General features: G+C 53.2%; 19 protein-coding genes. 13 read left to right on the forward strand and 6 right to left on the reverse strand.

Annotation, left to right across the window (positions count from 1 at the left end; all coding sequences use genetic code 11):
• Positions 1–60 precede the first annotated feature (60 nt).
• From WG939_RS07195 to WG939_RS07250, 12 genes are all read left to right on the forward strand, one after another.
• Complete coding sequence (locus WG939_RS07195) at positions 61–1,359, forward strand: glycosyltransferase family 4 protein (protein WP_339984162.1); 1,299 nt, start codon at positions 61–63, stop codon at positions 1,357–1,359.
• Positions 1,356–1,919 (forward strand): hypothetical protein, encoded by a 564-nt coding sequence (locus tag WG939_RS07200; protein ID WP_339984164.1) that lies wholly within the window; start codon positions 1,356–1,358, stop codon positions 1,917–1,919. Before WG939_RS07195 ends, WG939_RS07200 begins: the two co-directional genes overlap by 4 nt.
• Positions 1,916–3,973, forward strand: coding sequence for a glycosyltransferase (locus WG939_RS07205; RefSeq protein WP_339984166.1), 2,058 nt, complete (start codon positions 1,916–1,918; stop codon positions 3,971–3,973). Before WG939_RS07200 ends, WG939_RS07205 begins: the two co-directional genes overlap by 4 nt.
• A gap of 111 nt (positions 3,974–4,084) precedes the next feature.
• Positions 4,085–4,930 (forward strand): ABC transporter permease, encoded by an 846-nt coding sequence (locus WG939_RS07210; protein ID WP_339984168.1) that lies wholly within the window; start codon positions 4,085–4,087, stop codon positions 4,928–4,930.
• A gap of 10 nt (positions 4,931–4,940) precedes the next feature.
• Positions 4,941–5,771, forward strand: a complete 831-nt coding sequence (locus tag WG939_RS07215; protein WP_339984170.1) for an ABC transporter ATP-binding protein — start codon at positions 4,941–4,943, stop codon at positions 5,769–5,771.
• 129 nt (positions 5,772–5,900) lie between these two features.
• A complete protein-coding gene (gene wecC, locus WG939_RS07220) occupies positions 5,901–7,148 on the forward strand; it encodes a UDP-N-acetyl-D-mannosamine dehydrogenase (protein ID WP_339984172.1) in 1,248 nt (415 codons plus the stop codon).
• Positions 7,149–7,175: 27 nt separating this feature from the next.
• Positions 7,176–7,595 (forward strand): hypothetical protein, encoded by a 420-nt coding sequence (locus WG939_RS07225; RefSeq protein ID WP_339984174.1) that lies wholly within the window; start codon positions 7,176–7,178, stop codon positions 7,593–7,595.
• An 8-nt stretch (positions 7,596–7,603) separates the two neighbouring features.
• The gene (locus tag WG939_RS07230; protein ID WP_339984176.1) at positions 7,604–9,250 is read left to right on the forward strand and encodes a hypothetical protein; all 1,647 of its coding nucleotides are present in this window, start codon (positions 7,604–7,606) and stop codon (positions 9,248–9,250) included.
• Positions 9,243–9,791 (forward strand): hypothetical protein, encoded by a 549-nt coding sequence (locus WG939_RS07235; RefSeq protein WP_339984178.1) that lies wholly within the window; start codon positions 9,243–9,245, stop codon positions 9,789–9,791. The genes WG939_RS07230 and WG939_RS07235 overlap by 8 nt, the downstream gene beginning before the upstream one ends.
• A 9-nt stretch (positions 9,792–9,800) precedes the next feature.
• The gene (locus WG939_RS07240; protein ID WP_339984180.1) at positions 9,801–13,628 is read left to right on the forward strand and encodes a glycosyltransferase family 4 protein; all 3,828 of its coding nucleotides are present in this window, start codon (positions 9,801–9,803) and stop codon (positions 13,626–13,628) included.
• Positions 13,629–13,653: 25 nt separating this feature from the next.
• Positions 13,654–14,577, forward strand: coding sequence for a hypothetical protein (locus WG939_RS07245; RefSeq protein WP_339984182.1), 924 nt, complete (start codon positions 13,654–13,656; stop codon positions 14,575–14,577).
• Positions 14,577–15,473 (forward strand): hypothetical protein, encoded by an 897-nt coding sequence (locus WG939_RS07250; RefSeq protein ID WP_339984184.1) that lies wholly within the window; start codon positions 14,577–14,579, stop codon positions 15,471–15,473. Before WG939_RS07245 ends, WG939_RS07250 begins: the two co-directional genes overlap by 1 nt.
• Positions 15,474–15,523: 50 nt before the next feature.
• Here the strand turns inward: WG939_RS07250 and WG939_RS07255 are convergent, their stop codons facing one another.
• From WG939_RS07255 to WG939_RS07280, 6 genes are all read right to left on the reverse strand, one after another.
• Positions 15,524–17,698 carry a hypothetical protein gene (locus WG939_RS07255; protein WP_339984186.1) on the reverse strand — a complete coding sequence of 725 codons (2,175 nt, stop codon included), beginning with the start codon at positions 17,696–17,698 and terminating at the stop codon, positions 15,524–15,526.
• Positions 17,699–17,726: 28 nt separating this feature from the next.
• Positions 17,727–18,887 (reverse strand): non-hydrolyzing UDP-N-acetylglucosamine 2-epimerase, encoded by a 1,161-nt coding sequence (gene wecB / locus WG939_RS07260; RefSeq protein ID WP_339984188.1) that lies wholly within the window; start codon positions 18,885–18,887, stop codon positions 17,727–17,729.
• Positions 18,888–19,012: 125 nt separating this feature from the next.
• Positions 19,013–19,357 carry a hypothetical protein gene (locus WG939_RS07265; protein ID WP_339984190.1) on the reverse strand — a complete coding sequence of 115 codons (345 nt, stop codon included), beginning with the start codon at positions 19,355–19,357 and terminating at the stop codon, positions 19,013–19,015.
• Between the two features lie 49 nt (positions 19,358–19,406).
• On the reverse strand, positions 19,407–19,724 hold the full coding sequence (locus WG939_RS07270) for a hypothetical protein (protein ID WP_339984192.1): 318 nt from the start codon (positions 19,722–19,724) through the stop codon (positions 19,407–19,409).
• Positions 19,725–20,082: 358 nt separating this feature from the next.
• Positions 20,083–21,114 (reverse strand): alpha/beta hydrolase, encoded by a 1,032-nt coding sequence (locus WG939_RS07275; RefSeq protein WP_339984194.1) that lies wholly within the window; start codon positions 21,112–21,114, stop codon positions 20,083–20,085.
• A gap of 170 nt (positions 21,115–21,284) precedes the next feature.
• A complete protein-coding gene (locus tag WG939_RS07280) occupies positions 21,285–21,824 on the reverse strand; it encodes a hypothetical protein (RefSeq protein ID WP_339984196.1) in 540 nt (179 codons plus the stop codon).
• A gap of 99 nt (positions 21,825–21,923) precedes the next feature.
• Between WG939_RS07280 and amn the strand changes: the two genes are divergently transcribed.
• The gene (gene amn / locus WG939_RS07285; RefSeq protein ID WP_339984198.1) at positions 21,924–23,249 is read left to right on the forward strand and encodes an AMP nucleosidase; all 1,326 of its coding nucleotides are present in this window, start codon (positions 21,924–21,926) and stop codon (positions 23,247–23,249) included.
• Position 23,250: the final 1 nt, after the last annotated feature.

Here is a 23,250-nt window from a genome sequence, read left to right on the forward strand (position 1 = left end):
GAGTGTGCTGTGACCGTCTCCGGCGGTACCCAAAAGAAGCTAGAAGGTGGAATGAACTAAGTGAAAATCCTGGTTCTTTCGCAGTATTGGGCACCGGAAAATGGTGTTCCGCAGCGCCGCTGGAGTTGGCTGACAAAATTGCTGGTCGACGCCGGACATGAGGTCCTCGTTATTGCTCCGCCACCTCATTACCTGCGGAAAGTGGACAAGAAGAGGTGGCTGAGGCAACTTCGGGGTTCAGCAGAGATTGAAGCAGGTACTTCAGGTGAACGCATTGTTCGATCTGGATTCATGCCAGCTGGACGTGCGCTGACTTCCCGCATTGTTAACCAAGCTGTTGTTGCAGCATCCATGGTGACCACCCGATTGGGCCGTTTTCCGGAGCTGCGCGACTATCGCCCTGACGTAGTCATTGGTACTGTTCCTGCACTACCCACGGCCGTAATTACAAAACTCGTAGCAGCGCGTTTGAGAGCACCCTACATCATCGATCTTCGTGATGCCTGGCCTGAACTGTTGTACAACAGCGGTGATTGGAATGCAGGAGTTGGAAAGCGTTCATTCCGAGAGAAAATTGCGTCGCTGGGTCCACTTCAGGCCTTGGTAAAGGTCACGGAAATCTCAATTTGGCGTACGCTGCGTCAGGCGGACGGAATCATTACTACATCTCAGGATCTTCAATTGCACTTGCAGGAGATTTTTGATTCCTCAAAAACATCACAGCGGTTTGCGACGGTGCGTAATGTGTTCCCCCCGAAGACAGAATTCTTCCCAGTGGACAAGAAGGCACGGGTTTCTCCTGAACTTAATGTGTTGTACGCCGGCACAATTGGTCGAGCTCAGAAGCTGGACAATGCTATCGCTGCTGCAAAGATAGCCTGGGAACGAGGTTTGAAGGTCAATTTGCGTTTTGTCGGCGACGGCGCTTCTTGGCTCAACCTGCAACAGCAGATTTCAGAACTTGATTTTGAGGTGAGCATTGAGCATCGGCTCCCAGCTGATGACCTGTACCAGCATTATGACTGGGCTGATACCGCACTTGTTCATCTCACTGACTGGGCGCCACTCGCACGGACCATTCCTTCGAAGGCCTATGAATTGATGTCACTGGGCATCCACATTTGTGGTGTCGTGGAAGGGGAAGCGGCACGACTAATTGAGGAACTACATGCCGGTCACGTGGTTGCTCCAGAAGACCCAGCCGCTTTGGCTGACCTGTGGGAACAATTAGTAACGGATCGTTCGCTATTGCACGTGACCTCCGAGGGGCGCAAATGGGTAGAACACCAGCGCAACGAAATTGTCCCGGAGGCCTTCTTGGGCATAGTTGAGGCTGTTGTTGTGGAGCGACCACAATGAAAATTCGTTCGCTCGAGCCGTTTGAGGCAACCACACGTGGGTTCACGATCGTCGTGACTGAGGGCGTTGACTTAGTCTTTGATGAGCCTGTCGATGACGTTGTTGTGTGTGACGACCTCTCCGCGCTTGTCGACGACCACAGTCTCACCCTAGTGCTGGTCGACCCTGCCGTGGGAACTTTAATCGAGGCATGTCAGCAGTGGCATGGTCAGATCGAGGTATGGGGGTCGCTTGCTAGTCGGGGCCCAATCCTTCACCTGCTCAGTGCCGACGTTCCTTTGTCAGTGTCTGGCTGTGTGACCAGCGAACATTGGGTTCGTTTGTTGGTAAGCAAAGAATCTCCGACAGACAGAAATTCCGCGGATTTTCGCCTTGGACTGGCTATTGCCGACGCGAAGGATTGTGCTGGGAGCACTGATACGGATGTGCCTGAGCTGACGCAGCCTTCAGTGCGGGCAGCGTTGATTGCCGCGGTGGTGCCGTACGCTAAGCCCTTCAAACGGTATCTGCCCACTCGTGTTGTCGTGGGCTTGTACAAGCTTTTGGATAGGATCCGATGACTGCGCTCGAGCCTGGAATTACTGTTGTTATTCCCACTGTGAATGCGGGGGAGTCGCTTGCCCGAGCGTTGGATTCTTTGGCTCGGCAGTCGCTATCGCCACAGCTTTTTGATGTTGTAGTGGTCGTCAACGGCGTCGGGGCGCTCGAAACCCAGGTTGATGTACCTGCTGGACTTTCGGTTCGTATCATTCGAACCGCACAGCCTGGAGCTGGTCGCGCGCGCAATTTGGGACTTGCTGCTGTGCGCAGAGAGTACGTGACATTCCTGGACGATGATGACGTTTTGGAAACGAACTTTCTGTTGTCTGCATTCCCACTTACAGGACCCAACACGTGTGTGTTGCTGCCGATCGTTGATTTGGAAGGAGAGAGGCGCAACGAGCACAATTCACTGAACGTGCGCATTAAGTCCTTCCAAGGGCAAACTGTTCCAGCGCATGCGGTCCCATGGGCTTTTGGCTTCAATGCATGCAAGGTCATTCCGACTTCGATGGCCCGCAGTGCGCATTTTCCCACTGATCTTCGCTCGGGGGAGGACGTTGCTTATTTTGCGCAGGTTATGGCCCAGCCTCGTCTTGCTGTGAGCGTTGCAGCGGTGCGGTCTGACCAGGCATACGTCCGTACCGTGCGGGCAGACTCGGTTTCACGCAAGGAAGCCAGTTTTGATTTCAACGTTGTCCAACGTCTCGAATGCATTGCGCATCTTCGCGCAATTCCAACTGCAAATGCTGCGCGCCGGGCAATCGATTCACTCGAGTCTGCTCAGTTTGCGTTTGTGCGTGACTACCTTTCACAGCATCCAGATGAGGTCACAGACGCTATCGATCGTGCAGTGGAACTGCGACTTCCTGGGCTTCCGTGGCAGGAGCTACGCCGTGATAAGGCCAGCACGGCAGTCTATTCCTATTGCTTCCCGCCGTATGCGGATCCTTCGGCTAATGTCGTGGCGAAGTACATTCGGCAGCGTGGCGAGTTAGTGGATGTTTATTTCGCAAACATGGACCGAGTGCGTCGTCTGGACGAATCTGTGCAGCTCATTGTGGAGCCTTATGTGGTTCATTCTGTGCGGACGAAGACGCAGCCGTCGTTTACTGACTGGAATTTGATTTGCGACTATGCGCGAAAAGCGTATCGTGCTGCAGCGCGACGCCAGCGGGAAACGGGCACATATGACGAGATTTACTCGCGTGCATTGTGGTCGGGTTCCCATGTGGCAGCGTTGATTCACAAGCACAAGAATCCGTGGGTTCATTGGGAGGCAGAGTTTTCCGACCCAATGGCAGTGGGGATCGATGGCAGGCCTCGTGCCGGCAAACTCACGCTGAATCGAACCACTTTGTTGTTGCGTGCGATGCTGAAGCAGAAGAACTTCGACAGTATCGCTGTGTTATCGCATTTTGAACTCACGGAGCTAGCCACATTAGTGTGCGCAGATAGTGTTATTTTCACCAATCACAACCAGCGCACCGTCATGCTTGAGCGGTATCCGTTGCCGGTTCGAGAGTTGGTAATGGACAAATCGGTGATTCGTCATCATCCGGTTCCTGCTCCCGAATTGTATTCATTGGGGGAGTCAGACTATCAGCTGCCAAAAGACCGCCTTAACCTCGGCTACTTCGGCAATTTCTATAAGGAACGTGGAATTGGTGACGTGGCGAACGCGCTTGCTTCCCTAAGTACCGAAAATGCCCAGCGGATCACGCTTCATGTGTTTACCAGTAAGCCGACCGAGGTACGTGCGCAGCATTTTGACCTCATCCAACGTGGCTTACTCAAGGTGAATGGATATGAACCCTACCTGAAGTTTTTGCGCCTAGCTCAAAAGTGCGACGTCCTCATAGTCCCAGATACGACGATGCAGGATGCAGCGTTTTCCGTGAATCCCTTCCTTCCGTCCAAATATGCCGATTACAAGGGTTCTGGTACTCCCGTGTGGGGGCTCGTGACGGAGGGTTCGCCGTTGTCTCAGTTGGACTTGGATTATAGAAGCGAACTCGGAAACGTAGAGCAGGCAACGAACGTTCTCAGGGATCTCTTGGACTCGGGGAAGTAGGATAGCCTCGAGAATTCAATCGATGAAAGGCAGTGTGAATTGTCCCGCCATAGGTCGAAAGTAGACGCAATTCCGAGCCTGGAATCGAGGCTCCGGCAGCACTCGGGTCCTGTGCTGGTAGTTTCCGGTGCTGGGCTCAGCGAGCTCTCTTCGCGCCCTTCACTCATTAACTATTGTCGTCAGCTCTGGCAGCGTCGGCATTTCATTTTAGAAGATGCCAAAGCCAAAGCCCTTCGCAGCACGCGCGATTATCGATTGTGGCGGTTGTGGCTCGTTGTTAACCCGCTTTTCGACGTAGTCCTCTACGGATTTCTCTTCGGATTTCTGTTCAAGACATCCCGAGGCATCGATAACTTTATTGGCTGGCTCTTTATCGGCATCATTTACATGCGCATGCTCGTAAGCCTATTCACCTCCGGCAGCGGCCTGCTAACAAGCAATCGTGCAATGATTCGAACGTTTCATTTCCCACGGGTTTCCGTGGTCTTTTCTTCGGCATTGCGACAATCTATCGATAATACGGTTCCGGGCGTCGTTGCACTAGTCGCCGCATTCTTGTTGCAGTGGGGGAAACTACCTACTTGGACAACTCTATTGGTAATTCCGCTATTTGTGCTGATGCATATTTTTGGTACTGGCTTGATGATGATCCTTGCTCGCATTACTGCTGAGATTTCGGACGTCAAAGTAGTTGTGCCTTTGATTAGCCAGGCATGGTTCTTCCTTTCTGGCGTGATGTTTTCTCTCGAACGGTTCAACTCCAACCCGACTGTCAAGGAAATAATGATGTTGAACCCTGCTCACACGTTCTTAACTGCTGTGCGAGATACGACGATTTACGGTCAGGCTCCTACATTCGACGTCTGGATTCAATTGTTCGTCTGGTCCGCCTCAGTATTTCTACTTGGTTTCATCTTCTTTTGGGCAGCTGAAGAAAAGTACATTCGGATCGCCTAAGGAGAAGCTCATGGATAATTTAAAGGTCAAGGTGGTCGAGGAAGCTAACGTCATTGTTTCCAACGTTTCCAAGCAATACGTAATCAGTCAGAGCCGATCAGATGATGCATCGACCCGACGAATTGGCAAGAAGTCAACCGTGGTGGACGCCATTACCGATGCCTCCTTGGTGGCCTATCCTGGGGAGTCGATTGGACTCATAGGACTCAACGGATCGGGTAAGTCGACTCTGTTGAGCATGATTTCCGGGTCATTGGCGCCAACTTCTGGAACCATATTGACGAGATCGAAACCAACGCTGATGGGAGTCTCGGCTGCATTGCAACGCAACTTATCTGGGCGCCAAAACGTCTACTTAGGTTGTTTAGCACTTGGAATGACTCCCGAAGAAGCTCGTGAGCAAGTTCCGATCATTGCAGAGTGGACCGAGCTGGGAGATGCGATTGAGCGTCCAATGAGTACCTATTCTTCAGGTATGTCGGCCAGGTTAATCTTTGCAATTTCAACGGCAATTCAGCCGGATATTTTGATGATCGATGAAGCTCTAGCGACTGGTGACGCTGCCTTTGGTGCAAAGGCGAAAACCCGCATGCGCGAAATGTTGGACCGTGCTGGAAATCTCTTCTTGGTTTCGCACGCCATCGGCCAAATTGAGGAGAACTGCGAACGTTGTCTTTGGATCAGTAAAGGTCAAATCATCGCTGATGGTCCCACTAAGGAGGTAGCGCCAAAGTATCACGAGTGGGCTCGGCGTCTGGGGAAGGAGGATAAGAAACCAGCCCACGATTACCTCAAGGAGGTAATAGATTCATATGAAAAGCCTTTGATTGTGATTAATTAGCTGCAGCCAAGGGAAATGGTTTTAATGTGCAATTAAATCGGTTCGATTACGAGAGGTGAAATTCGGTGAAAAACGCTACGATAATGGGGTTAAACCCTTTTCGGTCAGGCTTCAGAAAGGCACCTCACTATGAGTAGCGCTCACGTCGCGTTTGTTGGTTTGGGATATATCGGACTTCCCACCGCCGTCACCATGGCAAAGCACGGGGTAAAAGTCACTGGTGTGGACGTAAATCAGAACACGGTGGATCGAGTCAACGAGGGCAAAGTCACCATCGTTGAGCCGGGTCTGGAAGAAGCTCTGAAGGAAGTGGTGGATAACGGTAACCTGACTGCTACCACCGAGATGATTCATGCGGATGTCTACATTATCGCCGTGCCCACCCCATTCAAGGAAGATCACGAGGGTGACCTTTCCTACATCATGTCTGCGGCCTCGAACATTGCGCCACAGCTGCAGGGCGATGAACTCGTGATCTTGGAATCTACAAGCCCACCGCTGACCACCGAAAAGATGGCAGCAAAGATCCTTGAGCTGCGCCCAGATCTAGCTGCTCACCGCGACGGTGAGACTTCTGAGAAGCCAGTTGTTTATTTCGCACACTGCCCCGAGAGAATCTTGCCTGGATACGCAATGGAAGAGCTCATTACCAATGATCGCATCATCGGTGGCATGTCCGAAGAGGCTACGCGACGTGCGACTGAGGTCTACCGCTCGTTCTGCAAGGGCGAACTGCTTGGTACCACTGCAACAACTGCTGAACTTGCAAAGCTAACTGAAAATTCTTTCCGTGACGTAAACATCGCATTCGCCAACGAGCTGTCCCTGATTTGCGACAAATTGGGAGTCGATGTTTGGGAGCTTATTGAGCTGGCTAACCATCACCCACGTGTGAACATCCTGCAGCCTGGACCTGGTGTAGGGGGGCACTGCATCGCAGTGGATCCGTGGTTCATTGTCTCCTCTGACCGCGAAAACTCTAATCTGATCCGTACCGCTCGTGAAGTCAACGACCGTAAGCCAAATTGGGTGATCAACAAAGTCCGCGAAGCTGTCAAAGATGATTCCGTGGTGGCAACCTTGGGACTGGCATTTAAAGCCAACATCGACGACCTTCGTGAGTCCCCAGCGCTGAACATTACTAAGCAGCTCGCATCTGATATGCCGAGCACCAAGATTCTTGCCGTTGAACCCAACGTCGTCGAGTTGCCATCCAGCCTCGTGGGTACCGGAAACATCGAGCTGACCAATCTTGACGACGCTCTTGAGCAGGCTGACGTCATCGTCGTACTCGTCGATCACAAGGAATTCTTTGACGTGCCTGCGACCAAGCTCGCAGGTAAGACTGTCGTTGACACCAAGGGACTGTGGCGTTAATTTCGCATTTGCAATAGGGAGGGCAGTATGAAGAATTTTTATATCGGCGCGATGGCTGGCGTTTCACTGCTTGCTTTCGCCGGAGCAGTTTTGGCGCTAGTAGGCCAAGACTCCCTTGCCATTGCAGTGATAGGGTTCGCCATTGCAATTACACCTGCTCTGCATCATCTGCGCATGCGTCGCATGCTGGCTGCATTGCGCAATGTCACTGGTAGTCAATTTCAAAATGCGCCGGCGATCATGGGCGGTATTGAGTCCCAAGTACGGGCGATGGAGAAGGTTTCGGAGTCATTTTCGAAGGACGTTGCTGAGCTCTCACGGAACGCAGGAACCAAAACTGCGATCTCTGAAGAGTCCCTTGCACAAGCGATCACGGATATTCGTCGTGAAGCGCGAATGGTGCGATTGATTTCCTCGAAGCTTGCGCTGCGCCAGGATGAACTCTGAGGAGATTCGTGAGTCCTCAAAACTATGCCGAAGCCATCGCAATTGTCGATGGCTTCCGTGCTAACGCGAACTTTGGGTCGATCGCCAAGCAAGCGCGGGCGATCGTCGATGGCAGCTCCGTGACTGCAGGAAATATTCCGCAGCCAAGCTCGGATAACTTGGGCGAATTCACGGCACAATATTGCGAACTGCTTGGTGCCCTGCGGGCTCTGGCAGTGCACGCACCTACTCGTGAAGCGCATGATGCATTCGAAGCACTCGCACGGGAATCTGCTGGGTGGTTGCCGGAATACTTTGCTGCGTACCCTGATCGTCGTAAGCACGTTTCAGACCTGATTCAAGCTGATTATGATGGGGTATTCCCTTGGGAGTGGGTACGTCCAAAGTCTCGCGGTTTGGCGCTGCTGTACAACTTTTCGCCGTTCCAAGACACTGGCGCAACCGTAGCTTCCAAGCGAATTCGCGACATGGAAGTCAGCGTTGATGTCATCGCTTGTTCGTTCCTGAATAAGAAAAAGCAGGATCCGACGATTGAAAAGATCGCGGCACCGTACATCAACCGTCGCCATTTCCTACCTCTCAATGCAAGTTGGGAGTCGTGGGACCCGATCCGTGCATTTGCGTATCAAGCATCGACATTGGCAACCAAGTTCATGGAAACCAATGGCGGTTACGAGTTCATCTACACCCGCGCGATGTGGGTGGCCTCGCTGTATGCTGGCGCATTGTTCAAGTTTGAGCACCCAGCAGTCGAATGGATCGCTGAATTTTCTGATCCCCTGAGCTTGGACGTCGAAGGCCTGCCTCGTGGGTCGAAGTTGCCGGATACGGAAGCTGCGGCATGGTGGATTGAAAAGATTGAAGCCAAGGTTGGCCCAATTCCGGAAGAAAAGAAGACCACCTTTGGTCTTGGCGAATACATGGTCTACGCATATGCAGACAAGATCATGTTCACCAATTCAAATCAGCAGCTCACCATGCTGGAATCCATCGAAAATGATGAGCTGCGGGCATCGATTCAAGCACGATCCATTGTTTCGAATCACCCGACTCTGCCAAGCGAGTACTACCGCATTGAATCCACCGATTACGAGGTGGACGATGACAAGCTGAATCTTGCTTACTTCGGTGAGTTTTATTCCAGTCGCGGCATTACCGAAGTGTCCGCTGCGATGCGTTCGTTGCCCGAGCCACTGGCGGAAAAGGTGGTCTTGCACGTCTTCACCAACTACATTCCGGCCGGTGACGGCAATCGACGTCCACGTGGTTTCTCGAAGCGACAATTCGATCTGTTGGTGCAGCGCGCGCACGATGGCATTGGTTCCCAAGGAATTGAGCATCGCATTCGATTGAACGCTTCGCTGCCTTATCTGAAGTTCCTTGCTACGACCATGAAGATGGACTATCTCATCGTCAATGATGCCCGTTCCGGCGAGCATCATGAGGTGAATCCTTACCTGCCATCAAAGTGGAGCGATTACGCAGGCTCCTCGGCAAAATCATGGGGATTTGTCGAGGAAGGCTCGATTCTTTCGACGAAGCCAGTGCATATCAAGACCCCGCGTGGCGATGCATGGGCAGCTCGACAGGATTTGTGGAACATGGTGGTAGCTAAGTTCCCAGAATTTGAAGAGGAGTTTGGTCGCCATGTCTAATGGCCCAGAATCAAACATCAGCAGCGTCTTGGCCAACCTTGGTCGCGCTTCCACGCCCACCGTCAAGCAAAGCAAGTTTGGAATTACTCTCGGGCAACTCATTCCGCTGAACCAGGAACAGCTGACTCAGGGACGCTACTTAGTCGTGGGTTCCAATAGCTTTTGGGATTTTGTGGGAGAGCGCGCTGATTTCGTTCCTGGCACACCAGGTTTGCTGGCTGAGCTGGCAGGTGAGCGTCAATTTGATGCGCTCATCATTGAGACTGGTGCATTTGATGAAGGGCAGTGGCTTGGGGCAGACAATGGTGTCGCACGTGCGCTGGCAGAGGAACTCTTTGAAGCTGGCCGAGTGATGCGGGCGACTGGTCGCAATGTGTTTATGGTGCGAGACAAAAACCATTTCGAGGGTGCCGATTACGCCTACATCCAAAGCACCTTCACCGTGCGACTCCATGATATTCCGGAAGTCGATATGGAAGAACAGGCACCGCAGTCCGCTGTGTGGGATCTGCTGGTGCGCTACGTCGAAAACCAAAACTAGGAAGCAAGCATGATTGATACCGAATTGCGTGGCAAGCGAATTCTCGTTGCCCTTGACATTGACTATGTACACAATGCACTCGGTTTCGCTTGGGCACAAAGTTTGGTGCAAACGCTTGTCGCTGACGGCAACGAAGTCAGTGTGCTCGCCCGAGCTGTTGATGCACCGGATCATCACGCTAAGTTCAGCGCTCTCGGCGCGAACCTCATTGAGGTAAAGCGTTACGAGGATGCTGGGTCTGAGGACGAAACAGGCGTGCTGCCGCGGTATCGCGCTCGCCAAATCGTACAAATTGGCAGACTATATGACGTGGTGCTGGTGCAAGGATTTGACCTAGCTAATTACTGTGCCGGCCCGCAGAAATTGCAACGAGTGCTGTGGTCGTTTATTGATGACCACCCAGTCACTAATGCATTGTTTACCCCGCCACAGATCAACCGTTTCCAAAAGATTGCGGAAGGTTCGCGCAAGATTGTGGTCTCTTCTGAGTCCCAGCGATCTGTCGTGGATTCGCGGTGTCCGCAAGCGACGTCGAAGACCATTGTGCTTCCGGTTCTTGCGCTCGACTTAGCGGACTTTGCGGAAAACAGCATCGAGGACCTCACGCAGTCTTGCGACTACGCCATCGATTTGGGGATGTGGCGTAATGAAGCTCCGTACTTCTTTGGCAACGATGCGGAGACCCTTCGGGCAAGTTTTGCGCCACCGCGTTTTGTGGTCTTTGGTAATCGCGACGAGCATGCCGCGCTCATAAAGCAGCTCGAGGTGGAATACCTGCCTGGTGTGGTGTTCATTGAGAAGCAATTCATCGAGGCCGGCAAGTCGATTGCCGGAGCGAAGTTGCTCTTGCCGCGGTCGATGACTGGCTCGAAGTTGGCTTATGCGCTGCAGATGGCGCAGCGCCTTGGTTGCCAAGCCAAATACGCGACAATCTTGTCGCACGAAGAAGGCAACGCGTCCAATGTTCCAGAGGGGGCCCCAGTTGCTGCTTCGTTGGAACCATTCTTTGCACGAGATTTCGCAGATTTGAAGCAGACACCGCGTCGTGACGAAACGGTTCGAGTCGTGTTGGCGGGTTCCGACTTCAAGTTTGCCGGCGAAATTGTGGAGACCCTGCTCCAGCGTCCGGATATTGACCTGCGTATCGACGTTTTCGAACATAACTCTCGCCCGCAGCCAGAAAAAAGCATGCCGTATCTGCTCTGGGCAGACGTCATCATTGCCGAGTTTTCTTCCTACAACGCGATTTGGTATTCGAAAAACGTTGGCAAGCACCAGCGCTTGTTGGTGCACCTGCACGGTTTTGAGCTGCTCCAGGATTGGATTGAAGAGCTGCGCGTTGACCGATGTGCTGCGATCATCGTCGCTTCGGAGTTCTATCGTCAAAAGGCGATTGAAATGCGTGGCTGGCCGGAGCAAACCGTCAAGGTCATTCCAAACAGTGTCAACGTCGACGACCTGTATCGACCGAAGCTTGACGACGCCCGATTCCACATCGGACTGGTCGGTATCGTTCCAATTTTGAAGCGCCCAGATCGTGCGTTGGATCTTCTGGAAGCCTTAATCGAGGAGGACCCTCGGTACACCCTCCACATTCGTGGCCACGCGCCGTGGAATTACACGTGGGAGTGGCAGAAGGCAGCGCACCAGGATGCTTATCGGACGTTCTACCGCCGTATCAGCGAGAACGCTCGACTGCGCCGTCACATTTCCTTTGAGCCATTTGGCCCGGACATGGGCAACTGGCTCCGCAAGATCGGTTGGCTGCTGTCCACTTCGACTCGTGAGACCTTCCACATGGCGGCAATTGAGGGCGCGACCAGTGGTGCTGTGCCAATTGCATGGGAACGAGAGGGTTCGCGCGAAATCATCGGCGAGGCCTTCAACGTGTCCTCGACGGCAGAAGCAATTCAACGAGTCGTGGAAGCGAACCGTTCTGAGTCTGAATACCTGCAGCTCAGTGCTGCAGCGCGCGAGCATGCACAACGGTACAACTCTGCAAATGTCCGGGCATTGTGGCTTGAGGAGATTTTTGCGCACCTTGACGGAACTGGCGCAGATGCGTCTGTCGAAGCGCAGCAAATGATCAACACCGATCCAGCACGCCTTGAAGTCTTTGAGAAGGTTGAAGGCCTCCTCGAAGAAAAGGACTTTGAAGGTGCGTTGGCAACTTTGGATGAAAATATCCGCCTGACTGCACATCACCGAGGTCCACTCAAGGATCTTGAATTGTATGTACGCGGTATTGGCGAGGCCGATTCACGACGCTTTGACATGTTCCTGCCGGAACCAGATTGGCCAGAGTTCGCGAAGTTGCCTGATTTCGATGCGCTCACCGATGCCATTTTGACCGTGCAGCCGAATGGCGACGACAATGAAATCGCTCTGCGATATGCATTGACCCGCAACTTGGTAAAAGTTGCTCCGCCAAACTACTTGCAACTTCGTTCGCTTGACGACGCCGCACAATCAGCCGATATTACGGCGACTGAAGACTTGCGTCTTGATCGTTGGTTTGAATTCGTAAAGTCCGCGCTGATCGAACGACTGCGCGATACCTCGGTGCGAGTTGTTCTCGCTACGGGCCCATGGTGGTTGGCAATCCCAGTGGCGAAGGCTGCTGATCAACTGGGGTTGCGTTGTGCTTGGCTCATCGACAAGCCAACGGTCTTCACTGATGTCGACCTTGTTACGAATCGTCGATCAAGTACTGATGCGATTGCACAGCTCACTACCTTGGCGTTCGAGCGAATGGACTTCCGATTTGTCACAGACCCCGAAATTGTTGGCGACACCGCGGCTCGATGGTCAGTTTCTGGTGTTTTGAATCCTGACTTCAAGGGGGAATCCCATGGCATCCAAAAATGGCGAGTTGCCGATACTCCTGAAGCCCTGCTGAGTGCTGAGAGCCAGCGGATGTCAAAGTCTGATGCTGAGCTTGAAAAGCAAATGGCTGAGCTGCATTTCGGCGTCGTTGCTGGAAGAGAATTTGGTGCAGCTGTCCGGGAAACCGGTGCGCAGATCACCGACCTCGACCCAGAATACTTTGAGGCACAACTCGATCCCGCCATGGATGCGGTGATCGTGGACATCGAAGCAAATGTCGCGGGTCCTTGGAAAAACCTGATTTCCTTCAACAAGGATCAAGGTGCCACGACTGCAGCGAAGTTGATGGACCGCGCCCGTGCACTCGGAATCAAAACCATCTTCGTGTACAAGCGCAGCGCTCCGGTCCCGAAGAACTACCAGGCAACGGCACGCAAGGCCGACACCGTGGTGTTTGCTTCTGAAATTGGCATGCGACGTCTGTTTGAGCTCAATCCGCTTTCTGCTCGGTACGGCATTGTGGTACCTGACAGGTCGAATTTGTTGGAAGCTGCTCTCTTGGCTGGAACGACCGTCATGAAACAAGAAGAAATGTCAATTGAATTTGATGACGGCTGTCGCGATCTCTTCCTTGACGAGAGCGCCGAGGAATTTGTTGAGGCATTTCCACCAATGGAACGAATCGGGCTTGTGTTGGTTGATCGGAGTGAACAAGAAGTAGAAGAATTCAAAAACCTAGACATCGTACAAGCTCTTGGAGACGTCATCGTTTTCAAAACGAATGAATCGGCAATATCTCTGCATGCTCTCGATCGCTACCATTCCGAGAATGTTGAAGTCGCAGACTTTTTGATCATAAGCAGCTCGCCTGAAACATCTGAATATGAAATTGCAACAGAATGGATCAGCTTGCGAACAAATGATTCAAAATCATTGACTTTTACTAAACTTCGAGACAAATTGGTCAAAATGAATTCTCAAGAAATGGGTGATGAAACAAATGAGCGGTAGAAAAATCGAGCGAAGTCGATACAAGGTGAATCAAACCAAGTTTGATTCACTTACAGAATTTCTGCAAACGGAAGTCAAGCCCAATGGATTGGTAACCGTTGTTGACAACGGTATTCCGATTGACATATTGGTTCACCCATCTCCCGGTTCTCACACAGGATTGGTGCTCTTCCATGGGGCTATTGACCCTAAGTTTACGCTTCCTGTTTTTCAGGGAGGAGGGGTCACTTCGCCGATTAAGACGAACCGAATTTTTATTTCGGACCCAACGCTAGCTATCGCAGGCGATAATCAATTCGATGGCGGCGGCCTTACACTTGGTTGGCATGCAGGAAATTACCGACAGCCAAATCTTCAAGATACGATCACCAAGATTATCAAGAAGCTATTCGAGCTACTTGACGTAAAGAAGCCTGTTTTTCATGGGATTTCGGGTGGAGGTTTCGCGGCATTATATTACGGGGCCCAGTTCTATGATTCCGTGATCGTGCCGTGCAATCCACAAACAGATATTAAACATTATCTTGATTGGGCAGTTGCTCGCTGGGCTAACGTGGCATTTGGCGTTGATATCAATGCTGAGGATCCACTTCGGCAAGTCCCTCGGCATATCGTTACCAACGTTGCTCCGTTGTATGCCGTTCCAGTAAACGGCAAAGTTCTGTTTATGCAGAACAGTGACGATGAACTTCATATTGAAGAACACTTGAAACCATTTGCTGCGCGACTTTTCCCAACAAATGAGGCGTATTTGCTTCTGGACTATTGGGGGCCAAGGCATGCCCAGGCGCCGAAGGAATTGTTTACTGCAGTGCTGCAGGCCGCGGTTGATGGTGCTCAGCCAAAGTATCTTGAGGACTTGGGTTTCGAGAAGTTGGATCGCTCTTTTGTGTATTCATCGGTGGACACTCCGCTTGCGCTCGCATTAGAAATTGGGGAACAGGACTAATGGCAGGTCGCGATATAGACCGAAGTCGATACTCGAAAAACAACACGGTATTTCAATCGCTCGCGGAGTTTTTGGTTTCGGACTCTCTCAGTGAGGGTGTAATTACAGTAGTTCACAACGGATTGCCGATCGACTTTTTGTATCGCCCAGTGGCGAAATCCGATCAAGCCTTGTTTATTTATCATGGTGCCGTGGATATTAAATTCACGCTTCCAGTGTTTCAGGGCGGTGGCGTTTCGGCGAATGTGAATTGTCATAGAATCTTCTTTTCCGATCCTTCACTTACCATATCGGGTGATAAAGAAATTGACGGAGGTTTGACGCTTTCGTGGCATGCTGGAAATTATCGGGTGCCAAACTTGCAAGACATTCATACAAAGATCATCCGTAAAATTTTGGAGTTGTTGAATGTTAAGGTGCCAATCTTCCACGGAATCTCTGGCGGTGGGTATGCAAGCCTTGTTCAAGGATCTCGTTTTGATGGCTCGATTGTGATCCCATGCAACGCGCAGACAGACATCTCAAAGTTCTACGACTGGCCAATCGAACGGTACGCAAATATTGCATTTGGAATCCCGAAAGGTACTAAATATCCTGTTTCGGAATTTCCGTCAGAAGTCACTTCAGAAGTTCGATCCATATATGCAAATCGAGTCAATTGCACTGTCTTCTACATGCAAAATGACCAAGATGCATTGCACATCAAATGGCATATGCTGCCATTCTTTGATGAGTTGTTGCCAACGAATGAGGTGTATCTCCTTCTTGACTATTGGGGCCCTGGGCACACTCAAGCACCGAAAGAGCTCTTTAGTTCGGTGCTCGAAGCAAGCATTTCCCCAGATGTCGTGGAAGAAATGAAGAGTTTGGGGTTCAAGAAGATTTCCGGATCCTAACGAAAAATATTGGAAGGGCCGCACCAAATGGTGGGCTCTTCCAAATCCGGTTAGTCACTCAAAACGTTTGCATCCTTCCAGAACACGATGCGCTGGTCGTCCTTGTAACGAGCGAACACTTTCACCACAACGTTGGTGGCAGCTTCTGGGGTGTCAAACACGCCATAGGTCTTGTCGCTGTACCAATGTTCGGCAGTTTTCTTTCCATCCACCAGAAGGGTGAACGCCCATTCCACTGGGGACTCGTTAGTCGACATCGGAATAGCGGATACAATGAACTGTCGTTTGTTGATTTCCTCCACATTGGTATTGAACGAAATCGTAGAAAGATTTGTTCGGAATGCCGAGGTAATTCCAGACTGCTTCACCATCCGCTTCGCCGCCATTTCTCGAGCGCTCGTCGTTGGCTCTGCACTTTGCAGTGCGTGCACTTCCACATGTTCGACCGGCATGACAATGTCTCGTAGCGTGTGGAGCTTAGCAAGCTGCATCGACGGCTTCAGGCCACCAAGCAAGGACACAGAATTGAGGTGCCGCTTCATTGCAGGGGTCAGCAATGATTGCGAACCATTCAAAGTTGAAAGTTCACGAATCACTTCGCGAGTTTCATGCTCAAGAAACTCAGGACGAGGGTACTGGACAATCTTCATTCGATCAGCCGGCACCTTAGCGAGCGCTTCCTTTCGACGCCGCTGCGCCTGCTCAAGATTGATTTGGAAGCCGGAAACTTCGCTTGCCGAGGTAGCGATATCCCAATCGCGTCGAGCAGGATTGTGTCGCTTTTCGTAAAACTCGTCAGGCCAGTGGTCAGAATCAAAGCGCAAGTCATTGAGTTCGGGATTCAACGTTTCGATAATGTCGAAGAACATTTGACCCGAAACGCGCTGCTCCTCGGTAATCTTCTCTCCAGCCTTCGTCCACGCACGCTGGCTTGGCGGGAAAAACGGAATAGCACCAATTGCATTTGATTGGCTGACATGCCCGAAGTGGCCGCGGTTGCGGTACAGATTGAAGTGAACGTCGACCGCTTCAAGAATGGTGTTTCGGCCAGTTGCCTGGAGCGATTCCAAGAATTGTTGCCTGATCGTATTCGCCATGGCTTCTTCGTGCTGGTCTAGACGATAAATATCGTGTGCCAGCTTCGCCGCGTCCGATTCAAACGACTCCGGGTTCAATCCCAACGATGCAAAGGAAGGCAAAGCCTTGAGGTAGTAGCGCCAGAAATAGCGGTAGGTTTCGCCACCAGCTCCGCGCAGTTCGAAGTATGGATCCTCGGACCACTGCATTTGGTAATTAGTGGTGAAACGGTAGTTCTTGGCAGATCGGAAATGTTGCCAATAGTCGAGCGATTCATACAACGAAATAGGTTGTACGCTCATTGGGCCTTCAGTCGCCCACGCCATGCTATAACGACGGCGCATGGCGTCGGCAAGCAAGAGGTCCTGGGTGAGTCCCTTCCGTGCAGCACGATCTGGCCATGTGGACGGATCGACTGACTTCATTTGCCACTTATTTTGGTGACCGCCACCCGTAATCAAAGCGAGCATCACACGGGAATCCTTGCCGCCGGACATGTAGATACGGCGCTGTGCGATATCAGCGTTAGAAAGCACTTCGATTTGCTTGCTGGCTGTTTCGAGACCGCGGTTGAGCAGCACCTCGTATGACAAGTGATCGATAGGGTCCAAAAGTTCAGTGTCTAGGACGTGGTAGTTCGAGCCACTGACGAAGATGAATTGACCTGGATGCAGGTTCTTGACACCTTCGGCAAACGTCTCGTCCGAGTTGACCGTGATCGCCCAGCTATGGTCCGTGCCCAAAGCACCTGCAGCACGATGCCAATCAATTTCTGCGGTCTCGCCGGCCTTTGCCAATGCACCATTGATGGCACGGAAGCTTGGCGTGACCAAAAGTCCGTCCTGAGCAGACAGCGTGTAAAACACAGTCTGATAGCAGAACGGATCGGCAAGAATGATGTATTGGTCAGGGCTACGGAAGTTTTGGAAAACTGCCACCCACTCGCCGGAAGAATTCAGCGCTTCAACAATGCCGACCGAATTGTGCTCAATAGAGCAATCCTGAATGATGATTCGTTCGCTGCTCACCATTGTGCCGGAAAACGCAATGCAACGGAACGAATCTGGGTTGATATTCGGGACTTCCGAGGACTGGGAAGTAACCGAAGCAAAGCGAAAAACATCGCCCGAGTTAGGACGCGAAAACATTGGAACCCCTATATAAATAGTATGTAGTTTAGGACTGCATTTCTACGGGATTAAAATCTGGCAGCCGCTCGCCGAAACCGAGTAGCTCTGCAATGGCTGCCACCGTACGTGCTGCGGCCTTGCCGTCACCGTATGGGTTTACCGCGTTAGCCATGGCCTCATACACGGCTGGGGTATCTAGCAACGTCATTGCCTCAGAAACAATGCGATCTTCATCGGTACCGATCAGTCGCACCGTGCCGGCAGTGACGGCTTCTGGGCGTTCGGTATTCTCGCGCATAACGAGCACTGGCTTTCCAAGTGCAGGCGCCTCTTCCTGCACTCCGCCGGAGTCGGTCAACACAATGTGAGCTCGAGCCATCAGCTTGGTGAACTCGTTGTATGGCAGCGGGTCGGTCACCAGGATGTTTTCGCATCCTTCAATTTCAGGGAAGACTGCGGCGCGAACCTTAGGATTAAGGTGAGCCGGGAGCACAAAGACGATTTCAGGGTATTCAGTTGCGAGACGAGCCATAGCCTTACCGATGTTGCTCATGGCATCGAGATTCTCGCGACGGTGCGTCGTGAACAGTACAATTCGTGCATCGGATTCGGCAGCTTGCTGCAGGCGCTCATCGGTGAAAGTCGTGTTCCACGTTGTAGCTTCCAATAGAGCGTCAATGACGGAATTGCCTGCGACCACAATGTCTGCGGAGCGGAAGTCCTCACGCTGCAGGTTACGCTTCGACTCATTTGTTGGAGCTAGATGCAGCGAAGCTACCTGGCCGATGATGCGACGATTGGCTTCCTCGGGGAAAGGCGACAGAATATTGCCGGTGCGCAGGCCTGCCTCCAGGTGGACAATCTTCACCCCACGGTTAAATCCTGCGATGGCTGCTGCCATAGCGGTGGAAGTATCTCCCTGAGAGATGATGACGTCGGGCTGAACCTTCTCGATTACTTCATCCAGGCCAGCAATGGCGCGAGCGACAATGCCATTCAGGGTTTGGCCTGGACGCATGATGTCGAGGTCAAAGGCTGGAGTGATGCCAAATTGGGTATTAACTTGGTCCAACATCTGACGGTGTTGGCCGGTGGTAACGGCGATCGACTCGAACCTAGGATCGGCTTCCAGAGCCTTAATTACTGGGGCAACTTTAATGGCCTCCGGACGCGTGCCGTAAACCGTCATCACTTTTGGAGCAGACATCTTCAACTTTCAGAATTGATTGTGGGACGCTTCTATTTTAGTTTTGTCAACAACAAAATTGGGCGTTAAAAAAGTGGGTTCCGATACAGGAACCCACTATTTTTAAACAATTTCTAGAACATCAATTAGATGATGAAGCCCTCGTGCTTGAGCCAGTTGAAGCCAGCCAGAACAGCGCCACCGATGATGCCGCCAGCCAGGGTGTACAGGCCGATGTTCCAAGCCTTGATCCAAGCTGGAGCCTCGGAGTCGAGCTTGTCGCCGAAGCCCTGCTCGCCGGTAGCAGCTTCGTCAGCGTTCAGCAACTTGCCCCACTCGGAGGAGCCAGCGATGAACTCGGAGGAAGAGACGTCGTTCTGGGAAGGAGCGGTTGGGTACTCAGCGGTCTGGGCGTTAGCAACAGCGGTGCCAGAGATGGTGAGTGCAACAGCAGCAACGGAGGCAACTGCAGCGTTCTTGAACTTACGCATTTTGGTTTCCTTTCAACCCATTCGGGTTAATTAGTGAAGAAGGGGTTGATTACCACTTAGGGAGTGGGAGGATGTTGTTGTATGCCAGGAAGTTGTAGGCAGGAGCGATGATCAGGGAGAACACAGCAGCGCCGATGCCAGCGTAGGTGATGGCGCGCATGTTGGCAGCCCAGTCAGCGCCGCCGTCCTTGAGCTCGTCGTCAGTCTTGGTGGAGGAGCCCCAGATGTCCTCGCCTGGTACAGCGGTGTCAGCGTTCCAGTCCTGGCCAACCTCGGAAGAGAGGGAAGCATTTGCAACGGAAGCAGCGCCGAAGGTCAGTGCAACGGCGGTGGCGCCAGCGATGGTGGCGTTAACGAACTTACGCATGAAGTAACCCTTCATAAAAAGAAATACGGTTAGTGTGCTTGCTTGCACCTTCGGCTGCATGTTTGCAACCTACAGCGAGTAATTCTAGGGCAAGAAGTGGTAAAAGTCGCCTGCTGATGTCGAATTAACTTCAATACGGGCCGCAAGTCTGCTACTTTGCCATTGTTGTGCGGAGGTCAAACGTGTTGCCTTTGATGAATAAAAAGGCTTGCGTATAGAAAACTCCCAGGAAATAGGCATGGGGTGCGTTACGGGCTCGTTCACAGCAATCTTTACGCTGTTTTGAAGCTTAAATTGGGCTTAGAAAAACCGCTCACCCCAATATAGGGGTAAGCGGTGGGTGTCTAACGGAGGCTAGTTAGCCAATAGCCCACAGAACATCGCCCTTGTGGTCGTTCATGTAGCGCCCCCATGGCTGCCAGGTGTGTAGTCCGGCGCCAAAGTGGCGGTGAACGTTCAGGCCTTGATTGCGAGCCTTGTTGACGAAAGACTCGGTGGACATGTTGATCAGGGTCTCTCCATGGATAGAGATAGCATCTGGACCAAGGGAACCTGGGTAGGACTCGCCGGCGCCTGGATGGGAATTTCCGGACCAGACGTGAACGTCGACTCCACCGTCGCGAAGCTTGTGTGCATTGGCGACTGGGTCAGCGTGCAGGGCGCGGGCGCTGGCCTCGAGTGGGTTCCAGCTCCACCAGTCCCAGATGAATGCGCCGCTGTGGAGCAGCATGGCAACGCTGAAGCCGGCAATCATGCCAACGTGGGTGGCCATTGCTGGGTCAATGAAACCGGAGATGGCGTGAGCCTGACGGAACTGGTCTGGGTGGTGAGCTGCCAGGGTGAGTGCAGGAATCGCGCCCATGGAAACACCAGCGATAGCGTTTCGGTTAGGGGAAACGCCGAAATGTTCCTGAAGGTAGCCTGGGAGCTCGTATGCGAGGAAGGACTCCCACATTGGACGCTGAGGTCCGGAAGACAGGCTGCTGGTAGCAGGAGCTGCCCAGTCTGCGTAAAACTGGCCGGCGCCGCCTGCAGGCATGACCAGAGTGACATTCTCATTCACGTAGTCAGCAGGGGTGGTGGAGTAAGACGCCCAGTTAGAGTCGCGGGCACCGACCTGTGCGCCGTCGAGAAGGTACAGGCCACCGTTACCGCCAGCGCTAGCAGGCTGGATGTAGACCAGCATGTTGCGGTTGTTGGAAGGCGACCAGACTTCGCAAGCCTGAATGTAGTAGCCCTGTGGTGCCCAAGAGCAACCTGGGCGCAGCCAGCCACGATTGTCAGCCTTAGCGGCAGGCGTGACCATGAAAGCTAGCGTCAGAGCGGTGATAGCAGCAACGATGACGCGCATCCATTTGTTACGCGTGTGACTGATGTGACTAGTGTGCATGATTGTTAATTTATCCTATGTTCCGAGAATTGCAACAGAATTCCGCAATTCTTTTGAGTAGGGAAGTAAGACCGCTAATAAGGTTAGCCGGTTATATAGGAGATGGGAACCTAGGAGACAGCAAAAAACCGGCGCCAGATGACGCCGGTTGGATGCTTGAAGGATGACTACTAGATATGCACGCCGTACTTAGCCAGGAAATCCTTCACGATCTGCTGCAGGTTAGGCAGGGTGATCCACTGGCCACCCGGCAGCTGAACGTTGATGGAAGGCAGGCCTGGGGCGGAGGAGTTGATTGCGCCAGCTGGAGCTGGAGCTGGAGCGTTGCCACCTGGAGCTGGTGCCGGTGCAGGTGCAGGCGCAGGTGCGTTGTCGCCAGGAGCCGGAGCTGGTGCTGGAGCTGGGGCAGGAGCCGGTGCGGCGCCACCACCCTTGAGGCCACAGCGGTTCGCGGCTTCGTCGATACGCGCGAGAGCCTCGCGGATCTGTGGGCCACGGGAATCAACCATGGCGAGCATGTTGGCCTGGGCGACCTTGTCGTTGTAGTCGGCCTCGTTGGTCCAGTAGCGGGACGCCTGCTCGCAAGAGATTGGGCCGGAAGGCAGCTTTGCGAGGGCGTCATCGATAGCGTCCGCCTGTGCAACGGCTGGGGCGCTGAGCAGAGTCACGGTCAGGGCAGCGGTGGTCAGATTGCGGAAGTTAAGGTGCATGCCCAGCAGTGTTCCATACTTTTGCCACTTTCGCCACAGGGGTTACAGGGTTTTCTTTCGGCCCCGGCACAATATCAGGGTTCCAACTAGGCTCGAGACATGGAAAAGATGCAGGATCCCGGCCAGGCCGTCGACCGGCTCATCTCTCTCTATGAAGATGCCACCACCCTCGGCATTCAGCTCCTCGAGCATGACAGCGCCGACGGCTACGACCGCGTCGTCTACCCGAAACTCATCGTCGATGTCCTCGACTGGCATCCCATCGACCGCACCGAACCCTTCGGCTACGTCGACCGCCCCGGCCGCTATTCCGCCACGCTCTCCCGCCCGGCGATCATGCGGACCTACCTCCTCGAAATGCTCGAACGGCTCACCACCAACTATCCGTGCGACATTTTCGTCGGCCCTTCCGAGGAACAAATCCCACCCGAATACATCGACGACGCCCCGATCATCGAGCGTTCGCCGTCGTCAAGCTTGCCGCGCCCCAGCCTCGACGCCGTAGATGACGCCATTATCGACGGCGAATGGCACGCCTTCCACGGCGAAGAACTACCCCTGTTCCACTTCACGCCACAGCGCTTCGACATCGCCTGCAAACGCATCGAACACTACACGGGCCTGCCAGTCGAGACCGTGCAGAAATTCATCCTGTTCACGAACTACCAGATGCACACCACCGAGTTCGTCAGCTTCGGGCGCCACGCGGGAGGCCGATACACGTCGCTGGAAATCCCACGCGAAGGCGTGCAAATGCCACGCTACGACCTGTGCACGCCCGACGGTGATGGCATCACGATGATCAACATCGGCGTCGGCCCATCCAATGCCAAAACCATCACCGACTGCCTGGCCGTGCTGCGCCCGGAATGCTGGGTGATGATCGGACATTGCGCCGGCCTCGACGGACGCATGCGTATCGGCGACCTGATCCTAGGAAACGCCTACCAGCGCCACGACCACGTCCTCGATGGCCACCTCCCCGGCAGCGTCCCCATCCCCGCCGTCCCCGAAGTCCAACGAGCCCTAGAGAAATCCGTGCGCGCCGTCTACGGCGACTCCGCCGAACTCATGCGCACCGGCACAGTCCTCTCCACCGACGACCGCAACTGGGAATGGCACACGCCATCCGTACTCTGGGAGGCCTTGCGGGGCTCCACCGCGGTGGCAGTAGACATGGAATCCTCGGCTTTGGCGGCTAATGGCTATAGGTATCGAGTGCCCTACGGAACCCTACTTTCAGTGTCTGACCTGCCACTACACGCCGTGCCGAAACTCCCGGCCGGAGCGCAGTCTTTCTATCGCTCGTCTAAGGAGGCGCACGTCATGTGCGCCGTCCGGGCCGTCGAAGCCCTAGCAGCCGACCCCTCTCGACTTCGGACGCGCAAGCTGCGCAGGACGATTGGCGAGGTGCCGTTTAGATAGG

Origin of the sequence: Corynebacterium sp. H130, from assembly GCF_037572395.1 — a bacterium.
Taxonomy (GTDB): Bacteria; Actinomycetota; Actinomycetes; order Mycobacteriales; family Mycobacteriaceae; genus Corynebacterium.